15 protein-coding genes are annotated in these 14,810 nt (G+C 69.5%); 6 read left to right on the forward strand and 9 right to left on the reverse strand.

Annotated elements, in window-relative coordinates; genetic code table 11:
* Positions 1 to 137 precede the first annotated feature (137 nt).
* Positions 138 to 1,562, reverse strand: a complete 1,425-nt coding sequence (locus JNO54_RS02550) for an aminotransferase class I/II-fold pyridoxal phosphate-dependent enzyme (RefSeq protein ID WP_204142476.1) — start codon at positions 1,560 to 1,562, stop codon at positions 138 to 140.
* The gene (locus tag JNO54_RS02555; RefSeq protein WP_204142477.1) at positions 1,552 to 2,706 is read right to left on the reverse strand and encodes a M20 family metallopeptidase; all 1,155 of its coding nucleotides are present in this window, start codon (positions 2,704 to 2,706) and stop codon (positions 1,552 to 1,554) included. Before JNO54_RS02555 ends, JNO54_RS02550 begins: the two co-directional genes overlap by 11 nt.
* A 36-nt stretch (positions 2,707 to 2,742) precedes the next feature.
* On the opposite strand from JNO54_RS02555, the gene JNO54_RS02560 reads away from it, so the two are divergent.
* The 3 genes from JNO54_RS02560 to JNO54_RS02570 are packed head-to-tail and all read left to right on the forward strand — an operon-like array spanning position 2,743 to position 4,154.
* Complete coding sequence (locus tag JNO54_RS02560; protein ID WP_204142478.1) at positions 2,743 to 3,084, forward strand: antibiotic biosynthesis monooxygenase family protein; 342 nt, start codon at positions 2,743 to 2,745, stop codon at positions 3,082 to 3,084.
* Between the two features lie 45 nt (positions 3,085 to 3,129).
* Positions 3,130 to 3,504: a DoxX family protein gene (locus tag JNO54_RS02565; RefSeq protein ID WP_233703349.1), complete on the forward strand. Its 375-nt coding sequence runs from the start codon at positions 3,130 to 3,132 to the stop codon at positions 3,502 to 3,504.
* The gene (locus JNO54_RS02570) at positions 3,501 to 4,154 is read left to right on the forward strand and encodes an alpha/beta hydrolase (RefSeq protein ID WP_204142480.1); all 654 of its coding nucleotides are present in this window, start codon (positions 3,501 to 3,503) and stop codon (positions 4,152 to 4,154) included. The genes JNO54_RS02565 and JNO54_RS02570 overlap by 4 nt, the downstream gene beginning before the upstream one ends.
* Before the next feature lie 18 nt (positions 4,155 to 4,172).
* Here JNO54_RS02570 and JNO54_RS02575 read toward each other — a convergent pair whose 3' ends face one another.
* Together JNO54_RS02575 and JNO54_RS02580 are read right to left on the reverse strand one after the other, a co-directional pair.
* Entirely contained in the window at positions 4,173 to 4,409 is a 237-nt protein-coding gene (locus JNO54_RS02575) for a thioredoxin family protein (protein WP_204142481.1), read from the reverse strand.
* 14 nt (positions 4,410 to 4,423) lie between these two features.
* Entirely contained in the window at positions 4,424 to 5,488 is a 1,065-nt protein-coding gene (locus JNO54_RS02580; protein ID WP_307818025.1) for a permease, read from the reverse strand.
* Positions 5,489 to 5,645: 157 nt separating this feature from the next.
* Here JNO54_RS02580 and JNO54_RS02585 point away from each other — a divergent pair, with 157 nt between their 5' ends.
* The gene (locus tag JNO54_RS02585; protein ID WP_233703157.1) at positions 5,646 to 7,316 is read left to right on the forward strand and encodes a nuclease-related domain-containing DEAD/DEAH box helicase; all 1,671 of its coding nucleotides are present in this window, start codon (positions 5,646 to 5,648) and stop codon (positions 7,314 to 7,316) included.
* 212 nt (positions 7,317 to 7,528) lie between these two features.
* On the opposite strand, the gene JNO54_RS02590 is transcribed toward JNO54_RS02585, so the two are convergent.
* From JNO54_RS02590 to JNO54_RS02605, 4 genes are all read right to left on the reverse strand, one after another.
* The gene (locus JNO54_RS02590) at positions 7,529 to 10,609 is read right to left on the reverse strand and encodes a DEAD/DEAH box helicase (protein WP_307818026.1); all 3,081 of its coding nucleotides are present in this window, start codon (positions 10,607 to 10,609) and stop codon (positions 7,529 to 7,531) included.
* A 20-nt stretch (positions 10,610 to 10,629) separates the two neighbouring features.
* Positions 10,630 to 11,028, reverse strand: coding sequence for a (deoxy)nucleoside triphosphate pyrophosphohydrolase (locus JNO54_RS02595; RefSeq protein ID WP_204142482.1), 399 nt, complete (start codon positions 11,026 to 11,028; stop codon positions 10,630 to 10,632).
* 130 nt (positions 11,029 to 11,158) lie between these two features.
* On the reverse strand, positions 11,159 to 11,611 hold the full coding sequence (locus tag JNO54_RS02600; RefSeq protein WP_204142483.1) for a MaoC family dehydratase: 453 nt from the start codon (positions 11,609 to 11,611) through the stop codon (positions 11,159 to 11,161).
* On the reverse strand, positions 11,586 to 13,223 hold the full coding sequence (locus tag JNO54_RS02605) for a cation:proton antiporter domain-containing protein (protein WP_307818027.1): 1,638 nt from the start codon (positions 13,221 to 13,223) through the stop codon (positions 11,586 to 11,588). Before JNO54_RS02605 ends, JNO54_RS02600 begins: the two co-directional genes overlap by 26 nt.
* 114 nt (positions 13,224 to 13,337) lie before the next feature.
* Between JNO54_RS02605 and JNO54_RS02610 the strand changes: the two genes are divergently transcribed.
* Both JNO54_RS02610 and hepT read left to right on the forward strand, forming a co-directional pair.
* Positions 13,338 to 13,748 (forward strand): hypothetical protein, encoded by a 411-nt coding sequence (locus tag JNO54_RS02610; RefSeq protein ID WP_204142484.1) that lies wholly within the window; start codon positions 13,338 to 13,340, stop codon positions 13,746 to 13,748.
* Entirely contained in the window at positions 13,745 to 14,182 is a 438-nt protein-coding gene (gene hepT, locus JNO54_RS02615) for a type VII toxin-antitoxin system HepT family RNase toxin (protein WP_204142485.1), read from the forward strand. Before JNO54_RS02610 ends, hepT begins: the two co-directional genes overlap by 4 nt.
* Before the next feature lie 139 nt (positions 14,183 to 14,321).
* Here the strand turns inward: hepT and JNO54_RS02620 are convergent, their stop codons facing one another.
* The gene (locus tag JNO54_RS02620; protein WP_204142486.1) at positions 14,322 to 14,696 is read right to left on the reverse strand and encodes a hypothetical protein; all 375 of its coding nucleotides are present in this window, start codon (positions 14,694 to 14,696) and stop codon (positions 14,322 to 14,324) included.
* Positions 14,697 to 14,810: the final 114 nt, after the last annotated feature.

The raw sequence follows: 14,810 nt of genomic DNA on the forward strand, positions 1-14,810 counted from the left end.
GGTCGGGTACTGCTGAGGTTCGGCCCGGCACCCCGTCGGATCCGCCATTTCTCGTCGCCCGACCGGCGAACCTCAGCACGACACGACAGTGGGCCGCGCAGCTGCCAAGGCTCCTGCGAGGGGGAGGGCGAAGGGGGTCAGGCGACGACCGTGATCGTCGCGCCCGTGGGGTCGGCGGCGTAGGCGATCCGCGACCCGGACGCCCGGGCCTGCTCGAGCGCGCCGACGACCTGCTCGGTGACGACCTCGCCCGGGGCGAGCACGGGGATCCCGGGCGGGTAGGGGGCGATGAGCTCGGCGCCCACCCGCCCCACGGCCTCCCGCACCGGCACGGCGACCCGGTCGGCGAAGAACGCCTCCCGCGGCGTCATCCCCATGACCGGCGTGATCCCGTACGCGGCGATCCCGGCGACCGGCCGGGGCTCGCCCCGGTGCCGCTCGATCGACTCGACGAGGGCGTTGACCAACGCATCCAGCGCGGCGGCGTCGTCGGCGAGCGTCACCATCGCGATGCACGTGTCGCGGTTGGCCATCTCGAGCGGCATGCCGGCGGCGATGAGGTCGGCCTCGACCCGCGTGCCGTCGGCACCTGTCCCGGCAAGCACGAGCGTCAGCTTGAGCGGGTCCACGCCCTCGCCGGAGACGACGACGAGACCCTCGACCTCAGCGAGCCGATGCCGGGCCCCGGCCAGCGCGTCGAGCGTCCGCCCGATGAGCTCCTCGCCGTCCTGGGCGAGCAGTGCCCGGGCCGCGTCGGCGCTCGCGAAGATCGCCCCGGCAGGGCTCGTCGACATCGTCGCGTGGATGCCGATCTCGAGCCGCTCCGCGGAGATCCGCTCGGTGCGGGCGACGACGATGGCGGCCTGCGACCACGCGGGCAGCGCCTTGTGCGCGCTCGTGACGATCGCGTCGGCGCCCTGCGCGATGGCGTGCGGCGGCAGGTCGGGGTGGAAGCCGAAGTGCGCCGCCCACGCAGCGTCGACGATGACCGGTGCCTGCGGTGCGAGCTTTCGCGCGACCGCGACGATGCCGGCGATGTCGCCGTAGGTGCCGACGTAGGAGGGGTCGGTGACGAAGACCGCGACGGCGTCGGGTGCCTCGGTGAGCGCGGCCCGCACGTCGTCGGGCGTCGTGGGCCGCGGCATCCCGGTGGAGCGGTCGACGTCCGTCGGCAGCCACACCGGGTCGAGCCCGGCAAGGACGAGCCCGGTGTGCAGCGAGCGGTGCGCGGTGCGGCCGATGACGACCCGTGCACCGGGGCGGCCGACGGCCAGGGCGAGCGCCTGGTTGCCGTGCGTCGACCCGCCGGTCGAGAGGTGGGCGACGTCGCCGCCCCACAGCGCGGCGGCCCGTCGCTCGGCCTCGGCGAGCCGCCCGTGGGCGAGCCCGACGGTGTCGACGGCGCCGTACATCGGGGCGTCCCCGGCGACGACGTCACCGACGAGGTCGTGCTGCTGCTTGTGCCCGGGCACGGTGAAGGGGTGCCCGCCGGCCTCGTAGAAGCGCAGCCACCCGTCGAGCAGGGGCGCGTCGTCGCGCAGGTCGCGGGGGTCAGTGGGCATCGTGTCCTCCGGCGAGGTCGGTGAGCGTGTCGGTCAGGGCGTCGGCGAAGTCGCGCAGCTGGCGCAGGTCGAGCCACTCGTCGGCGGCGTGCAGTCCCCCGCCGGCGGGCCCGCAGATAACGGCGGGGATGCCGGCGGCCTGCCACAGCGGCGCCTCCATCCAGTACGGCGCGGCGAAGGGGGCGGGCGCGTGCCCACGGTCGGCGAGCCGGGCCGCGAGGGTCTGGGCGAGGTGGTGGGCGGGGCCGTCGGTGTCGGCCCGCCACGCGTCCTGGCGAAGGCGGATCCGCCAGTCGGCGTCGAGGTCCGGGGCCTCGGTGCGCACGTCGTCGAGCATCGAGCGCACCTCGGCCTCGACGTCGGCGTCCTCGTGGGGGACGGTGCGCCGCTCGAGCGTCAGCCGTGCGTGCTCGGCGACGACGAAGGTCGAGCTCCCGCCGCTGACCTGCGTGCACATCCACGACCCGCCGAGCGGGGCCACCCGTTCGTGCTCCTGACGCAACCGGCTGAGGAGGCGAGCGAGATGGTCGAGGGCGTCGACCCCTTCGGCCGGGGTGGAGGAGTGGGTGGCCCGGCCGCGCAGCTCGACCTCGACGACCGCGTAGCCGCGGAGGGTCTCGGTGAGGGCGAGCCAGGTCGGCTCGGCGACGAGGACGGCCTCGGGGGCGAGGTCGAGGTCGGCGAGGGCGGGGATGAGCGCGGTGGTGCCGAGGCTCGCGTCCTCCTCGTCGGCGGCGAGGGCGAGGACGACCTGCACGGGGAGGTCTGCGGCCTGGGCGCGCTCGGCGGCGACGACGATCGCGGCGATGCCCCCGAGCATGTCGCAGGAGCCGCGACCCGTGAGGCGCGTGCCGTCGTCGCGGACCCGCGGCTCGAAGGCGCCATCCATGCCCTCGACCCCCACCGTGTCGAGGTGCCCGGTGAGCGCGATCGTGGTGTGCGCGTTGGGGGTTCGCGTCCAGGCGAGCAGGCTGGGGCGGCCCGGCTCGGCGGCCTCGACGACGTGGGTGGCGAGGCCGGCGGCGTCGAGCCGGGCGCGGAGGTGCTTGACGATCTCGCGCTCGCCGGCCGCACCGGGGACGAGACCGGGGTTGACCGAGTCGATGGCGACGAGGGCGCAGGTCAGATCGGTGACGTCGTCCATGCGGGCAGTGTGTCAGCCACGCCTACAGTGGGCCCCATGACTGTCGTGCGCATCAACGCGATCACCGTGCCCGAGGACTCCGGCGACGAGCTGGCGGTCCGTTTCGCCGCTCGCGCGGGGGTGGTCGACGGGCAGGACGGCTTCGAGGGTTTCGAGCTCCTGCGGCCTACCGACGGCCGCAACGTCTGGCTCGTCGTCACCCGCTGGCGGGACGAGGCGGCCTTCGATGCGTGGCAGTCGGGCCGCGACTTCCAGCGCGCCCACGGCGAAGGGGACTCACCCGGTGGTGAGCGTCGCCCGGTCGGCATGTCCGCCGAGCTGTGGTCCTACGACATCCCTGACCTGGCGGCGATGCGCCCCGCGACCCAGGGCGGCTGAGTGGCTCTCGTCCGCCGGGTCGCCCAGGTGGCGCTCGGTGCCGCGATGCTCTTCGCGGGGACAGGTCACCTGACCTTCGCGCGTAAGGAGTTCCAGGCGCAGGTGCCGCCGTGGGTGCCGCTCGACCCGGACCTCGTCGTCCTGGCCTCGGGTGTCGTCGAGCTCACGGTCGGCGCGGCCCTGGTCATCACGTGGCGTCAGCCGGCACGGGCGCTCGTCGGGGTGGCGACGGCACTGCTCTTCGTCGCTGTCTTCCCCGGCAACGTCGCGCAGTACACGGAGGGCCGCGACGCCTTCGGGCTGGACACCGACCGCGCGCGTCTGGTGCGGCTCTTCTTCCAGCCGGTGCTCATCGTCTGGGCGCTGTGGGCGACGAGAGCCTCGGTGCTGTGGCGCCGCCGGGCGGAGGTGTCCGCGTGAACGACGCCAACGCCCACGACGTCGCCGCGCTGCTGGATGACGTCCGTCGCGGCAGGGTCCGCGTCAAGGACCGGACGCGCGCGATCGCCCTCGTCCTGCACGGGGGTCGCGCCGAGGAGCGCCAGCCGAACCGGTGGCGCGACATCTCCTACCTGCGGATGCTTCCCTTCGCCGCGTCGATCGCCCGCGCCTCGAACGGCCGCGTCGCCCCCGTCCTCGTGCACAACACCCACGGCGGCTGGATCGCGAAGGGGGGCAGCGGGGTCGTGCAGGCGCGCGAGGTGATCCGTGAGCTCGTCGAGAAGCACGAGCTACCGGTCGTCGTGCTCGGCCACTCCAGCGGTGGTTGGGTGGGGCTGCGGGTCGCGGCCGACCCCGGCGTGGCCGGGGTCGTCGCCCTCGCCCCGTGGGTCGGCGAGCGGGAGCGGACGGCTCACCTCCGCAGCCCCGACGTGCGGCTGCGCGTCATCCACGGCGACGCCGACGACGTGTGCGACCCGGAGCGGGCACGGGCCCTCGTCGGGCGGGTGGCCGCGGCGGGTGCGGACGCGACCTTCGAGCTCGTGCCAGGCGGCAATCATGCGCTGCTCGACTCGCCGCGCCAGTGGCACGGGCGGGCCTCCCGGGCCGTCCTCGACCTGGTCGACTGACCCCTTCGTCGCCTCCCGTCAGGCGGGCCGGAGCAGGTCGGCGATCGCCCGAGCGCTCGGCACCTTGCCGGAGACGACGACCTGCTCGTCGATAACGAGGCCGGGGGTCTTGAGCACGCCGTAGCCGGCGATCTCGGTGTAGTCGGTGACCTTCTCGATCTCGGCGTCGAGACCGAGGTCGTCGAGGGCCTGGCGGGTGCGCTGCTCGAGGGTCTCGCAGTTCTTGCAGCCGGGGCCGAGGACCTTGATCTTCATGGTGACTCCTTGGGTCAGGCGTAGATGAGGTTGAGCGTGTACCCGATGACGATGATGCCGAGGGTCACCGAGCCGAAGAAGATCGCGAGCAGCTGTGGCCGCAGGACGCGGCGCAGCATGATCGCCTCGGGGATGGACAGCGCGATGGTGCCCATCATGAAGGCCATGACGGTGCCCAGCGGCATGCCCTTGGCGAAGAGCGCCTCGCCGACGGGGACGACCCCGGCGCCGTTGGCGTAGAGGGGGATCCCGGCGAGGGTGACGAGCGGGACGGCGAAGGGGTTGTCGGCGCCGGCGTGCTCGGCGAAGAAGTCGGCGGGGACCCAGCCGTGGATGGCGGCGCCGATGCCGACGCCGAGCAGGACCCACTTCCAGATCCGGCTGAAGATGTCCTTGGCCTCGTCGACGGCCGCCTCGACCCGCTCGTCGAGGGTGGGGACGTGCCCGTCGGCGCGCAGCCGGGCGACCTTCGTCGCGAAGACCATGTCCTCGACCCAGTGGTCGAGCCGGAAGCGGGAGAGGACGAGCCCGACGCCGAGCGCGACGACCGAGCCGGCGAGGACGTAGACGGCGGCGACGTCCCAGCCGAACTGGTCGCCGATCATGATCGCCGCGATCTCGCTGACCAGGGGCGATGCGATGAGGAAGGTCAGGGTGATCGAGAGCGGGACCCCGGCGGCGACGAAACCGATGAAGAGCGGGATCGAGCTGCACGAGCAGAAGGGCGTGACGACGCCGAGGACGACGGCGAGCACGAGTCCCGCGAGCAGTCCCCGCCCCTCGAGCCAGGCGCGGGCGCGGTCGAGGTCGAGGCTGGCGCGGAGCATGCCGACGACGAACATCAGACCGGTGAGGAGGAGGTAGATCTTCACCGTGTCGTAGAGGAAGAAGTGGACCGCGCTGCCGAGCCGGGCCTCGAGGTCGAGGCGGAGGAGGCCGCCGAGAAGCCAGTCCCAGAAGGGTCGGTTGCCGCGGTAGAGGGCGATCCACAGGAGGGCGCCGCCGGCGAGCAGCCCGAGGGTGCGAAGGGGGAGCCCGTCGCGGGTCTGGGGGGTGTCGGTGCGCTCGCTGGTGCTCACGCGTCGCCACCTCCTCAACTCCGGGACGGCACCTCCAGGATACTCCTGGGGGTGTGCGGCCTTGCCGGGGATGTGACCGAGGAGACGGCTCTGCGCACGGGCTCCGAGAGTCGCTGAACCTGCTCGCGGCTGCCGTCACGCCTGACACGATCGGGGCATGACCGGACCGACGCTGCTGCCGCCTGACCCGATCTTCGAGCACCCGAGCGAGAAGGTGGTGTGGGAGTCCCTCGTCGCCCAGGCACCCTCTGACTGGACGATCATCGCCGGGCAGCACCTCACCGACTCGCGGCGCGAGTACGAGATCGACCTGCTCGTGCTCATGCCAGGGCACGCGATCGTCGCCCTCGAGGTCAAGGGCGGGAGCGTCTGGGTCGATGAGGAGGGCCAGTGGTGGCAGGGGCGCGCCGGGTCGGAGCACCGGATCGACCCGGTCCGTCAGGCCGAGGGCGGCAAGTACGCGGCCCGGAGCTACGTCGAGCACGACCCGCGGTGGAGCCGGGGTCGCGTGCAGTGGAGTCATGGTGTCGTCCTCGCCAACTCGGCGCTGTCGCAGGACTTCTCGCTGCCCGACCTGCCCCGGCGGCTCGCGCACGACCGTGACGACATCGCCGGGCTCGCCGGCCGGCTGACCCTGGCCGCCCGGGCCAACGTCGACGGGCACCGCCCGCCGACCCAAGAGGACTGCGACCTCGTCGCCGAGATCCTCAGGGGGCGGGCGCTCCCCCTTCGTGATGTCGTCGCGGCGGCAGCCGAGCGGGACGAGGAGGTGACCACCCGGCTCACCGAGGAGCAGGCGATGCTCCTCAAGGTCACCCGGATGCTCACCCGGGTCGAGATCCGTGGTGGGGCGGGCAGTGGCAAGACGACGCTGGCGCTGGCCCAGGCGCGCTCGCTGGCCCGCGGGGGCGACGGACGGTCACGCCAGAGGGTGGCGCTGCTCTGCTACTCGATCGGGTTGGCGTCCTACTTCAAGCGGGAGCTCGCGGGGGAGCGGTACAACCGCAAGCCGGCGTTCGTGGGGACCTTCGAGGAGCTGGCCGCGCACGTGGGGGTGACGGAGTTCGGCTCGCGGGAGGACACGGACTTCTGGGAGCGGCGGTTGCCCGAGGAGATGGCTCGGCTCGCGGCCGAGCTGCCGGAGGGCAAGAAGTTCGACGCGATCGTCGTCGACGAGTCGCAGGACTTCGCCGACTCGTGGTGGGTGCCGCTCATGAGCTCGCTCGTCGACGAGGAGGAGGGCGGGCTGTACGTCTACTCCGACGAGAACCAGCGGGTCTTCCCACGCTTCGGGCGGCCGCCGGTGCGGCTCGTGCCGCTCGTGCTCGACCACAACCTGCGCAACACCCAGCAGATCGCCGACGTCTTCTCACCGCTGACGCCGATGCGGATGCGCGCGATGGGCGGCGACGGGCCGGAGGTGACCTTCGTGCCGACGTCGGAGGGGGAGGACCTGATCGAGGTCGCCGACGACCAGGTGGACCGGCTGCTCGAGGAGGGGTGGCGACCCGAGGACGTCGCGCTCGTGACGACCTGGCACCGACACCCGGTGCAGGTCGAGCTGCAGGACAGCGAGGGCCAGGAGGGGTACTGGGACTCCTTCTGGGACAAGGAGTCCGTCTTCTACGGCAATGTCCTCGGGTGCAAGGGTCTCGAGCGGCGCGCGGTCGTCCTGTGCGTCAACGAGCACGCGGCCGGGGACCGGTCGAAGGAGAAGCTGTACGTCGGGCTGTCTCGCGCGACCGACCGGCTCGTGGTCGTCGGGGACCCGGGGCTGATCACGGCGATGGGTGGGCCGGAGGTCGCCCGGAGGTTGGGGATCGGTTAGGGCGAAGGGGGAGTGCGCTCAGCTGCGAGTCAGCTACGGAGCGCGCAGTCGAGCTGACGTGTCGGTGCCTGAACGAGAGGCTCGGGGGCATGGCGCACTACGAGATCTGCCCGCAGCTCGGGATACCCCTGACGAACCACACCGACGAGATCGCCGAGCTGCGCTGGCGTGCGGACCGGCCCGGTCTGGACGAGCCATTGGCCCAGGCTCGCTCACTGGGCCACTGCCGATGCGTGCTGGAAGAAGTCCATGGGCATCGGAGTGAGAAGTCGCCAGGTGATGGCGATCGGTCGCTCACCAGAGTGGCTGACGTACGTCGCTGGCCCCAGGAACAGGTGTGGGGAGGTGCCGAAGTCGTCCTTTTGTTCCTGTCGAGCGAATAGGAGCACCGTGCTGGACCCATTGAGGTATCGCTGGCCAGTTGGTGACGCGGCTGACGTAGTGGATTGGGATTCCCAGTGGAACAGCGTGCGGGAGATCGGGTAGTCCGCGTACATCGTGGACGGAGAGTAGTCAGCCTCTGACTTCTTCAAGGTGATGAAGAAGGCGTCAATATTCAATTCGGGGACGTAGAGGACTCCCTCCCGGAAGCTATTCGGATGTCGTGGGAAGTCGAGCGCTGCGAGGATCTCTTCACGCTGATAGCGCGCATGAACGCTGAGTGGGATCCCCGCAAGACCCGAGTCCAGCGGTTGGGGCACGTGGCGGGCATTCTCGAAACTGAGACGGACAACTTCTGAGATCTCCCCGCGCACCGCCGCCTCCTGGTGGAGAGCGACAAGTCCTTCGGCAGCAGAGGAGAAGCCGCCTCCATCGGGCCACAGTGAGTGGTAAAGCATCCTGGTCAATCGTTGTTCGGCGGGCGACTGCCTAGCGTCAGGTGTCGTCGCAGAGAGGAGCCTCACGTACGCGGCTGCCCTTACCGGGTCGTCCACGTGAGCGAATGCCCTGACTCGGCGAAGGAGCGCCTCCTCCCAAGCAGAGCCCCGGGGGGTCGGAAGGCCGGCGTCGCGCCGGAGGCGGGTCCAGGACCGTTGGCCCCGCTTGAGAACATCGCTGAGCTCAAGGCCAGAACTCTCGAGGAAGCCCGCCAGGGAGTCCTCGGGGTGGTCCCGGAGCTGGCCAACCAACCGGGACCAGCGCGGACTGATCTGAGAGCGGAGGTTCTCTAGGACGATCTCTTGGGACTGCCGGTCGAGATGGACATGGCACCCCGAGGGCAGGAACGGGAAGCCGTCTTGGACCCCCTGCTCAAGGTGCTTGCCGTGCAGGCCAGTAAGCGCGCCGAATCGGCGTGCGAAGTTGAACTCCTTGCGATGGTGACCAACGAAGTCGAGCACTGTCAGGACAGCCTTGTCATGGGTGCGTCGGAGCCCACGACCGAGTTGCTGCATGAAGACCGTTGCGCTCTCGGTGGGGCGCAGGAAGAGGACCGTGTCCACATCAGGGATGTCGAGGCCCTCATTGAACACGTCGACTGTGAAGAGCACATTCACCGCTCGATCACGGAGGTCTCGTATGGCTTGAGCACGCTCCGCTGACGGGGTACTTCCCGTCACTGCGCGTGCTGGGATACCTGCCGTGGTGAAGGCCTCGGCCATATACTCGGCGTGCTGGACTCCAACGCAGAATCCGAGGCCCCTCATCTGGCCGACATCAGAGACCTTGTCCTGTAGCGACTGCAGGATGATGCGGGCTCGAGCGTCGTTGCCAGTGAACACTACCTCGAGTTGATTCTCGTCGTATCGACCACGCCGCCAACCGATGCTCCGAAGGTCGGTGCCGTCTGCCACCGCGAAGTAGTGGAACGGACAGAGGAGGTCGGCTCCGAGGGCATCCCAGAGGCGCAGCTCGGCTGCGATGCGGCCGCCAAAGAAGCTGCGGACATCAACGCCATCTCCGCGTTCAGGAGTTGCGGTGAGGCCGAGCAGTTCCTTGGGAGCCAGGTGGTCCAGGAGGCGACGATAGGTCGTGGCCTCGGCGTGATGGAACTCATCGATGACGACGATGTCGAAGGCTTCGGACGGGATCTGCGAGACTCCGTAGGACGTTAGAGATTGGACACTGGCAAACACGTGCTTCCAACGCTCGGGCCGTTGGCCCCCGACATAGAGTTCGCCGAAGCTCGCGTCACCCAGGACCTCGCGATACGTCCGTATCGACTGTTCGAGGATCTCCTTGCGGTGGGCAACAAACAGCAGGTTTGGTGATGAGCCCGCCTTCCGAGCCAGGTTGCGGTAGTCCAGCGCAGCGATGACTGTCTTGCCAGTACCCGTAGCGGCGACTATGAGGTTCCGGTGCCGGTTGTGAACCAGGCGCTCTGCCTCGAGCGCATCGAGCATCTCCTGTTGGTACGGATAGGGGCGCACGTCGAGTCCGGCGATGCTAATCGTCACTCGGTCGGATGCCTTGGCGCCCTTCGCTTCGAGTAGTGCGTCGTCCAGACGATCCCGATCACGGTCCGGGTCGTAGGTCTCGAACTCTGGACTGTTCCAGTAGGTGTCGAAGGTCGCCCGGAACTTCTCAAGAAGGGCGGGCGCAGTGGCTCGGCTGAGTCGGACGTTCCACTCGACTCCTTCGAGCATGGCCGATGTCGTGAGATTCGAAGAGCCGACGTAGGCCGTGTCGAATCCACTGTCCCTGGCAAAGAGCCATGCCTTTGCGTGGAGTCGGGTGCGCTTTGCGTCGTATTGGACCCGCACTTGGGCGCCCAGTTCGTGCACGAGGCGGTCGAGTGCGCGGCGCTCCGTTCCCCCGATGTACGTCGTCGTGACGACGCGGATCTGAACGCCCGCCTCGTGGGCGCGTTCCAGTTCCGACTCGATGAGGCGAAGGCCAGGCCACATGACGAAGGCGCACAACAGATCGATTGAATCTGCGGAGTCGATCTCGGCCTTCAGTTCGGTGGCCAGGCTGGGCTCACCGTGTGCGTTGGTAAGGAGGGCAGCGTCGTTCAGCGGTGTCTTCGGTCTCCGAGTGAGTCGGCCCACCTGACCTGGACCCGCGGGGACGCTGAGCCGGTGAAGCTCCTCCACAGGTTCGCGGATTGAGTCGATGGGGCCCTGGATGACGTGGAGCAGCTCATTCGCTGCGGCGAGCCGCTCGGCAGGGTTCTTGATGGCAGCCAATCGACGGTGCAGGGCGGCGCTCAGGTGCCGGGAGAGGACATGGGCCTGATCGGCATCATCCACCTTGCCAAAGTCGACAGCGCGATGCTCCCCCTCCAGGAGCGTGTGCAAATGCTCGGTGAGAAGGGACTCGTAAAGGCCCGTGGGGAGCTCGTCTGGGGGCACGGGTCGTAGCTTGCCAGCGGTCACCGACAGTTGGAGAGCCGAATGAGATCCACAGCGGGGATATCTGCTGGCGCCCAATCAAGAGTGGCGAGGTCGCTCGGATGGAGCCACGCTTGGGCTGCGTGCTCGATCAGACGCGGCAGGCCATCCGTGATCCGACACCAGAACGTTGTCAGTGTGACGACGGCAAAGGCGTACTTGTGACGCGTTGTGGTGACCTCGTCGCCGATGTCGATCTCGCAGTCGAGTTCCTCTCGGATCTCACGGGAAAGGGCCTCGCGGGGGTCTTCGCCGTCCTCGATCTTGCCGCCTGGAAACTCCCACATGCCGGCGAGGGCACCATGCGGTCCACGCTGCACGCAAAGAACCCTGCCGTCTTCGACGATCACGGCGCCTACAACACGAACGTCGTTACCCATTGCCATGTCCTCGCGCGTCGACTTCGGTAGAGAACGGAGGCTATTCGTCCCCGCTCACGGGAACGAAGCCTTCGAGGCTCGTCGCTGCGCTCCTCACGCCTCGGGCAACATGCCCGGGGAGAAGAGAGCGTCAGCCAAGCACGAGGGTGATCTGCTGAGCCACGAGGGCGGGACGCTCCACCCCTTCGATCTCGACGACGTACTTCGTCGTGATCTGGACACCCTTCGGCAGCTGCTTCACGGACTCGAAGGTCGCGGTGGCGCGCACGCGCGACCCGACGAGCACGGGGTTGGTGAAGCGCACCGAGTCGACGCCGTAGTTGAGCTTCGCCTCGCCGAACTCCAGCGCGAAGATCTGCTGCGCGAAGACCGGGATGAGCGAGAGCGTGAGGAAGCCGTGGGCGATCGTCCCGCCGAAGGGAGAGTCCTTCGCGCGCTCGACGTCGACGTGGATCCACTGGTGGTCGCCCGTCGCGTCCGCGAACTGGTCGACCTGCTCCTGGGTGATCGTCACCCAGTCGGAGGTGCCGGCCTCCTTGCCCTCGAGGGCGAGCAGGTCATCGAGTGAAGAGATCGTCTGCATTCCCCCATCCTGACGCAGTCGGCAGCGCAGCGACAGCCTCGTCCGCCAGCTGTGCACCCGCACCCTCGTAGACCTGGAGGACGACGTCCGCGCCCGCCTCGGTGAGCTGGTCGACGTGGTCGGGGTAGCGGGCCATCGCAGCCACCGTGCCCTCGAATCCGGTGTGGCGCAGCAGGTTGAGCACGTCCAGCGACGTCTCGTGCGACGGCAGTGCCACGACGACAAGCTCGATCTGCGAGCCGGCCGCGACCGACTCCCACAGGCGCACGTCGCTCGCGTCGGTCTCCATGACGCGCCACCCCTTCGTCTCGAGGCGGGAGATCCGCTCCTTGTCCTGCTCCAGACCCAGCACGCTCACCCCGTGCTCCTTCACGAGCTGGCGGGCCGCGCTCTTGCCGACCCGGCCCATCCCGAGCACGAGCGCCCGCGCATCCCCGAAGTCCACCGGGCGACAGTCGTCGTGCAGCCGCTCCGGCGGCGCGTCGGGCGGCAGGATCCGCGCGTAGGTGTCGGCGAGCCGCTCCGACCGGTTCGCCGCCGCCGAGAGCACGAAGCTCAGCGCCACCGCGAGTGCCCCGATCGTCAGCCAGTCCTCCGAGACCCACTGCACGCTCACCGCGACGGCCAGCACGATGAGCCCAAACTCGGAGAAGTTCGCCAGCGCCAGACCCGCCCGGCTCGTCGTGTGCCGACTGATCCGCGAGATCCTCAGCAGCAGGGAGTACCCCAGCCCCTGGAGCGGCACGAGCACAAGCAGGCACACCGCGACGAGCACGTGCTCGAGCTGCGGCACCCCGGTCATCCCGATGTTGATGAAGAAGGCGACGAGCAGCAGGTTCTTCACCGACGACAGGTGCCGGGTCAGCTCGGTGGCCGCCGGGTGCCCCGCGAGCAGCAGCCCCATGACCAACGCGCCGAGGTCACCCTTGAGCCCGACCGCGTCGAAGAACGCGTACCCCGGCACGAAGGCCGCGACCACCCCGAAGAGCACCTGCATCTCTCCGTGCCCGATCGAGGACCACATGCGCCGTAGCAGGCGAGAGATCGGCCAGACGAGCACCAGCGCCGGCACCCACGGCGAGGGCAGGTCCTCGCTGGAGGCGACGATGAAGGCCACCGCCGCGATGTCCTGCAGCACGAGGACACCGATCGCGATCCGCCCGTAGAACGCCTGCGACTCACCCCGGTCCTCGAGGACCTTCACGACGAGGACTGTGCTCGAGTACGAGAAGGCGAAGCCGATGATGAGCAGCGCCGGCCACGGCAGCCCGTCGAGGAAGGGCAGCCCGAGGAGCATGAAGAGCTTGAGCAGCCCCGCCCCGACGACCGTGTAGATGAGCATGTGCGCCGTCGCGGTGAACCACACCTCGCGCCGCAGCAGCACCCGCACGTCGAGCTTGAGCCCGATCTTGAAGAGCAGCAGGGTCACGCCCAGGTTGGCCGCCGTGTCGAGCCCCGGCAGCTCCGGCGCGTCCATCCCGGCGAGCACGAACCCCGCCGCGAGGAAGCCCACCAGCGGCGGCAGCCGCAACGCCATCGCGACCAACGCGCACGCGAAGGTCACGAGCAGGTAGGTGCTGGCGATCTCCATGGCGAGGACATTCTGTCGCACGACGAAGGGGTGCCCATCGAGGCTCGCTGGCGCTCGCACCTTCGGTCTCGAGGCTCGTCGCTGCGCTCCTCGCGCCTCGACCAGCATGATCAGCAAGGCCGATAGCCTGAACGCATGAGCGATCTCGCGGGCGTCGTCGAGCGGCTCCGCGCCGACGAGGCGGACGGGTCGCTGGCCGGTCTGTGCGTGCGCCTGGGTGTGGACCTGCTCGTGCTCTTCGGCAGTGCGGTCGACGACCCGTCGGCCGCTGGGGACATCGACCTCGCCTACGGCCGTCTTCGTGGCGGCCCGAACGCCTCGCACCTCGACGTCGTCAACGCACTCGCAGAGAGGTACGGCGACCACGTCGACGTCATGTCGCTCGACGACGCTGGCTCTGTCGCCCGTTACGAGGCGCTCCACGGCGTCGACGTGCTCGTCGAGCTCACGCCTGGTCGCTACGCCAACGCCCAGATGGCGGCCTTCGGCGAGTACTGCGACACCCAGCGCTTCCGCGACCGCGCGCTCGAGGTGCTCACCCGATGAGCCCGCGCGACTTCTCCGGGGAGGTGCTCCAGGTCAGACTCGGCCTCATGCGTGACCTGCTCGACGACCTCGACGCCGTCGGTGAGGTCACGGTGGCCAGCCTCGAGCAAGACCGGCTGACCCGCCGCGCGATCGAGCGCATCCTCACCCAGCTCGTCGACCTCGCGGCCGACATCAACACCCACGCCGCCACGAGTCTCGGGGGACTGAGACCGACCGAGTACCGGCAGAGCTTCGACGCTGCGGTCACCGCGGGACTCATCGAGCAGGACCTGGCGGACGCGCTCAAGGACTCCGTCGGGATGCGCAACGTCCTCATCCACGAGTACGTCGCCACGGACCTTCGGCTCGTGACCACCGCCGTCCCCCTCGCCCGGCGCGACTACGCCGAGTACGTCCGGTCGGTGGCGAGCTGGCTCCAGGCCCGCGGCTGACCCCTTCGCCAGTCGTTAGTCGTCACCCCGACCACGGCGAAGGGGGTAAGCCGCCGGTTGTCCCGGCAGCTCACCCCCTTCGTGGTTTCGAGGCTCCTCGCAGAGCTCGTCGCACCTCGACCAACGTGCTGGTCGAGACCTACACCGAGTCGGTGAGGACGACCGAGGTCGCCCACCGCTCGTAGTGGTCGAGCACGTCGTGGCAGACCTGGTCGACGTCGTGGTCGAGCAGGCTGTAGCGGCCGCCCGTGGGCAGGGCGACCTCGACGGCGTGCGTAACGTCGTCACCCTCGATCATCCGGGTGCCGAAGCTCGGCGCGGGCATGCTGCGCACCTGCACCGGGTAGCGGAAGTCGCTCAGCTCTCCCGGCACGACAAGGGTCGCGGTGCGACCAATGCGGCCCACCCCTTCGCCCTCCTCGATCGGGTCCGCCGAGGTGACGTAGAAGAGCAGCCTGACGAAGGTCGACAGGCCGACGAGGAAGGGCGCGCCCGGGGTGTCCTGGAGCAGCACGAGCCAAGGCTCGTGCGGGCCTCACCCGGGTTTGTCCCTCGCACGAGCCTTGGCTCGTGCGAAAAGAGGAGGGGGAGGGCGGCGGGGCGGCACGGGTTGTTCACCTTGGCCCAG

Source organism: Janibacter endophyticus (assembly GCF_016888335.1).
Classification (GTDB): Bacteria; Actinomycetota; Actinomycetes; order Actinomycetales; family Dermatophilaceae; genus Marihabitans; species Marihabitans endophyticum.

Bases quoted from the DNA above. Each gene is read 5' to 3' on its own strand.
- JNO54_RS02550 (WP_204142476.1), bottom strand. From the start codon at position 1,562: ATGCCCACTGACCCCCGCGACCTGCGCGACGACGCGCCCCTGCTCGAC.
- JNO54_RS02610 (WP_204142484.1), top strand. From the start codon at position 13,338: ATGAGCGATCTCGCGGGCGTCGTCGAGCGGCTCCGCGCCGACGAGGCG.
- JNO54_RS02585 (WP_233703157.1), top strand. From the start codon at position 5,646: ATGACCGGACCGACGCTGCTGCCGCCTGACCCGATCTTCGAGCACCCG.
- JNO54_RS02565 (WP_233703349.1), top strand. From the start codon at position 3,130: ATGCTCTTCGCGGGGACAGGTCACCTGACCTTCGCGCGTAAGGAGTTC.
- JNO54_RS02560 (WP_204142478.1), top strand. From the start codon at position 2,743: ATGACTGTCGTGCGCATCAACGCGATCACCGTGCCCGAGGACTCCGGC.
- JNO54_RS02555 (WP_204142477.1), bottom strand. From the start codon at position 2,706: ATGGACGACGTCACCGATCTGACCTGCGCCCTCGTCGCCATCGACTCG.
- hepT (WP_204142485.1), top strand. From the start codon at position 13,745: ATGAGCCCGCGCGACTTCTCCGGGGAGGTGCTCCAGGTCAGACTCGGC.
- JNO54_RS02575 (WP_204142481.1), bottom strand. From the start codon at position 4,409: ATGAAGATCAAGGTCCTCGGCCCCGGCTGCAAGAACTGCGAGACCCTC.
- JNO54_RS02600 (WP_204142483.1), bottom strand. From the start codon at position 11,611: ATGCAGACGATCTCTTCACTCGATGACCTGCTCGCCCTCGAGGGCAAG.
- JNO54_RS02595 (WP_204142482.1), bottom strand. From the start codon at position 11,028: ATGGGTAACGACGTTCGTGTTGTAGGCGCCGTGATCGTCGAAGACGGC.